Genomic DNA, 4850 nt, shown 5'->3' on the forward strand with positions numbered 1-4850 from the left:
GAAGTTGCGGTTGATCTCGTAGACGCGCTCCAGCCCACCCACGACCAGGCGCTTGAGGTACAGCTCCGGGGCCACGCGCAGGTACAGGTCCAGGTCCAGCGCGTTGTGGTGGGTGGTGAACGGCTTGGCCGTGGCGCCGCCGGGGATGTAATGCATCATCGGCGTTTCGACTTCGAGGAAGTCGCGGTTGTCCAGCCACGCGCGCATCGCGCGGATGATCCGCGAGCGCTTGATGAACACCTCGCGCGACTCCGGCGTCACGATCAGGTCGACGTAGCGCTGGCGGTAGCGCTGCTCCACGTCGGACAGGCCGTGCCACTTGTCCGGCAGCGGGCGCAGCGACTTGGTCAGCAGGCGGATGCTGGTGGCCTTGACCGACAGCTCACCGGTCTTGGTGCGGGTCAGCCCACCCTCCACTGCGATGATGTCGCCCACGTCCCAGCCCTTGAAGGCGGTGTAGGCATCGCCCAGGGTGCTGCCCTGCAGGAACAGCTGGATGCGACCGGATTCGTCCTGGATCTGGGCGAAGCTGGCCTTGCCCATGACCCGCTTGGCCATCAGCCGGCCGGCCATCCTGACCTGGCGGTCGGCAGCGTCCAGGGCCTCGGCGGTCCACTGTTCGGCGTCGGCGAACTCGGCCTGCAGGGCGCCGGCGAAGTGCTCGCGACGGAAGTCGTTCGGGTAGGCGATGCCCTGCCCGCGCAGCGCCGTCAGTTTCGCGCGGCGCTCGGCGATGAGGCTGTTCTCGTCGACGGGGGGCTGCGGCGCGTGGGTCTGATCGTTCATGGCGTGGGTCTATGTCTGGGGGAGGTACGAACCCCGCCATCATGCCGATGGACGGGGCAGAGTGCGAAATCCCCGGGCGGGCCCGGGGCGGGCGCATCGGGCCGCGTGGGGCGACCCGACGGTCAGGCGTCGATGCGTTTGGAGCCCACGGCCAGGCCGGACTTCAGGCTGGCCTCGACGAACTCGTCGAGGTCGCCGTCCAGCACTTTCTGGGTGTCCGAGCGCTCGATGCCGGTGCGCAGGTCCTTGATGCGGCTCTGGTCGAGCACGTAATTGCGGATCTGGCTGCCCCAGCCGATGTCGGATTTGGTTGCTTCCACCGCATCGCGCTCGGCGTTGCGCTTCTGGACTTCCAGCTCGTACAGCTTGGCGGCCAGCATCTTCATCGCGTTGTCGCGGTTCTGGTGCTGGCTGCGGCCGGTCTGGCAGGCCACGACCGTGTTGGTCGGAATATGCGTGATACGCACCGCCGACTCGGTCTTGTTGACGTGCTGGCCACCGGCACCGGAGGAGCGGTACACGTCGGTGCGCAGGTCGGCCGGGTTGATGTCGATTTCGATGTTGTTGTCCACTTCCGGGGACACGAACACCGAGGTGAAGCTGGTATGGCGGCGGTTGTCCGAATCGAACGGCGACTTGCGCACCAGGCGGTGCACGCCGGTTTCGGTCTTCAGCCAACCATAGGCGTAATCGCCTTCAACGCGCAGCGTGGCGGACTTGATGCCGGCGACGTCGCCACCGGACACTTCCATCAACTCGGTCTTCCAGCCGCGCGATTCGCACCAGCGCAGGTACATGCGCAGCAGGATTTCGGCCCAGTCCTGGGCTTCGGTGCCACCGGCACCGGCCTGGATGTCCACGAAGGCCGGGGCGGTGTCCATCTGGCCGGAGAACATGCGCTGGAATTCCAGCTGTTCCACGTGCTTCTGGTACTTGTCCAGGTCGGCGACCACGGCCAGGGCGGTATCTTCGTCCTGCTCGCTTTCAGCCAGTTCGAGCAGTTCGCCGGACTCGGACAGGCCGTCCAGGATCGTGGCGATRCCGCCGACGGTCTTTTCCAGGTTGGCGCGTTCACGGCCCAGGTTCTGGGCGTACTCGGCGTTGTTCCAGATGTCTGGGTTTTCCAGTTCCCGGGTTACTTCTTCCAGACGCTCTTTCTTGGCGTCGTAGTCAAAGATACCCCCTGAGCGAGAGCACGCGATCGGTCAGATCGGTGATTCGCTGGCGCACGGGATTGAGCTCGATCATATCGGCGGTGTTGAAGGCTTGGGACAAGGCCTGAATTGTAGCTTGGAACGCCCGTTCATGTAGATGCGCGGGTGGTGCCGCCCGGCATTGCCGCATCCGTTGAGCCCGCCGCCGCCCCCTGCCCCAGCGCCGCGCGCAGGCCCGGCAGCTGGCGGCGGCTGCAGGGCAGCGCGCTGCCGTCGGCCAGGTGGGCGCGTGCTTCGCCGCTGTCCAACGGCTCGATGGACACCAGGAAGCCCAGGTTGAGCACGTAGCTGCGGTGGATGCGCACGAACCGCGCCGGGTCCAGCCGCGCCTCCAGCGCGGCCATGGTGCTGCGCAACGGGTAGTCGTGGCCGCGCACGTGCAGGTTCATGTAATTGCCGGCGGCCTGGGCGTATTCGATGTCGCCGGTAGCCACCAGGAAATCACGGCCGAGCTTGCGCACCAGGAAACGCTCGGGCCGGTCCACCGGTTCTTCGGGCGGTGCATCCTCCGGCGCGGCCAGCAGGTGCGCCTCGCCTTGCCGCCGGCGGCCGAACCAGCTGAAGAAGTGCTCGATCGCCACGAAGGTGAAGAACGCGCGGACGTCCTTGAGGTACTCGTACAGCAGCCGAGAAACCCAGCCGGAGCCATCGACGTAATGCTCGCCCAGGCTCGCGTAGGCCAGGTGACGCAGCGCCATCATCCCGACCACGTGCAGCAGCGACCACGCCACGCTGGCCAGCAGGTAGAGCGGCAGCCGGCGCGTCCAGGTGTCGGCATGCAACGGCCAGCGTTGGCAACCCCACCACAGCAGCGGCAGGGTGAGCAGGATCATGCCGGCGCTGCTCAGCTCCCAGGTCATCGGCTGCCACAACGCGAGCGCCTCGCCACGGCGGCTGGCGTCCATGACCTCGACGAAGGCGTTGGCCACCGCGCTGGCAAGCAGGATGGCGGCCCAGACCAGCCAACGGGTGGTGGGGCGCCAGCGGGAGGAAGGGCGGGAAGTCATCGGGTCGTCCATGCGGCGGGGCGGAATCATGCAGCAATCGGGCATGGTAGCTGCTGGTGCGGCGCATCGGCTGCCCGCAGCGCGCATCCGACACACGGCACGGGCGTCCCGGCCGTGTGTCCCCTGCAGACTAACGCGGGTGCTAGCGCACCTCGAATTCCCCCACCAGCACCGTCTCCGCGCGTTCCTTCAGCCGCATCGTGACCTGCTGGTCGCGCTGCCTGCGTGTCCCCCAATGCGTACTCAGGCGCAGGCTCAGCGTGGTGGCGCCGGTGACCAGCTGCTCACGGCTGCCGAAGAAATTGGCCTCCACCTTGTACGTGCCCGGCTTGGCCTCGCGCAGCGAGAACTGCTCGGGCCCGTAGCCGCCAGTGAAGTCCTGCGACATCTGCCCGCCCTGGTAGGTGAGGCGGTTGCCGTAATACGCGCGCTCGCCGTTGGGGTCGGTGACCCACAGGTCCATGTCGCTGTTGTCGCTGTCCCAGCTGAGCACCACGCGCAGGTCCAGCGGCATCGCACGACGCAGACGCGGATCGACCGCGCTCAGGTCCACCCGCTCGCGCGCGGCGAGGGTGTTGAGTTCGTCCAGCGCGATCAGCGAGATCCCATCGAAGCGACCGTCCCAAGGCCGCTCCACCACCTCATTGAACATCGCCACGGCCTGCGGGTACTGCCCGCTGGCCTCCAGCGCCAGGCCCAGGTCACGGAAGCTCTGCGGCTCCTCCTCGCCCAGCCGCAGCACCTGCTGGAACACCGGCACCGCCAGCTCGGGCGCCCTGGCCTGCATCAGCCGGTAGCCGAGCACGCGCAGCACATGGCGGTTCTCCAGCTGCATCTCGGCCAGGTTGGACAGCACCCGCAGGGCCAGGTCGCGCTGGCCCTTGGCCAGCAGCAGATCGGCCACGTCCAGGTAGAAGGCGCTGCTGTCGGCGTGCTGGTCGCGCTCGGCCAGGTACGTGGCGTACAGCTGTGCCGGCGGGGCATCGCGCAGGCGGCGCGCGTAGTCCGAATCGGGCTCCCACGGGGCCAGGGCGATCGCGATGGCGCCGCTGTTGGCCCTGCCGCCTGCGACCTTGCTGGCGGTCAGTTCGACGCTCTGCAGCTGGCCGCTCGCGCGACTGGGTGCCGCCATCGGCGCCATCGGCATCGGCGGTGCGGGCGCGCTGACCACGTCGTTGGCACGGGTCTCCATGTAAGGCTGCGCCTCGGCCGGTGCGGCCGCGGCGACCGGCATCGGCGCGGACTTCTCCAGCCCGGCCTTGGCTACCGGTGCGTCCTTGGGCCAGCGCGTGTTCCACCAGCGTTCGCGGTCGGCGAACTGCCGCGCGATCTGGTCCAGACGCTGGCGACGGGCCTGCTTTTCATCATCAATGCGCACCGCATGCAGACGGTCGTATGCCTCCCGCAGCGGTGCCGGTGCGCGGATGCCATAACGCAGGTAGTCGTCCAGGGTTTCCAGCACCAGCAGCGAGGTATCGGGCCCGACCAGGCGGAACTGCCGGAACAACGTGCGCATGGCGTCCTCGTGCGCGACCGGGTCTGCCGCGTACGCGGCCATCTGCGCATCGGCCCACGCGTGCGCCACCAGTCCACCGTCCAGCGCACGGGCGCCGGACACGGCAATGCGTTGTTGATGGACCCGGCCATCGGCCAGGCGCACCCCAACATCCACCGCGCCGTCAGTGCGCTGAACGCGCCCGGTGACGCGCAACCAGCCCTGACTGGCATGGCTGGCGTCGGCCACCAGTTGGTCCACGCCATCGCCGCGCAGTTCGACCACGTCAGCCGGCTGCTGCATCAACAACGGCATCGCGGCGTCGACCTCGGCGGCACTGGACAGCAC

General features: G+C 68.1%; 4 protein-coding genes. All 4 read right to left on the reverse strand.

The features are described 5' to 3' along the window. Window positions 1-786, reverse strand: a 786-nt coding sequence (locus ACXJKH_RS14795; RefSeq protein WP_457320375.1) for an amino acid--tRNA ligase-related protein, incomplete at its 3' end; no start/stop codon positions are given. A gap of 122 nt (window positions 787-908) precedes the next feature. Then, window positions 909-2034 (reverse strand): peptide chain release factor 2 gene (gene prfB / locus ACXJKH_RS14800; RefSeq protein ID WP_256777204.1). Its coding sequence is split into 2 segments (ribosomal slippage): window positions 909-1958 and window positions 1960-2034, totalling 1125 coding nucleotides; the frame shifts between segments, so codons are not numbered across the junction. 55 nt (window positions 2035-2089) lie between these two features. Continuing rightward, window positions 2090-3007 (reverse strand): LytTR family DNA-binding domain-containing protein, encoded by a 918-nt coding sequence (locus tag ACXJKH_RS14805; protein WP_256777172.1) that lies wholly within the window; start codon window positions 3005-3007, stop codon window positions 2090-2092. Between the two features lie 142 nt (window positions 3008-3149). Continuing rightward, the coding region (locus ACXJKH_RS14810; RefSeq protein WP_457320377.1) for a DUF2135 domain-containing protein at window positions 3150-4850 on the reverse strand (1701 nt) is incomplete at its 5' end.

Source organism: Stenotrophomonas sp. P5_B8 (assembly GCF_054049855.1).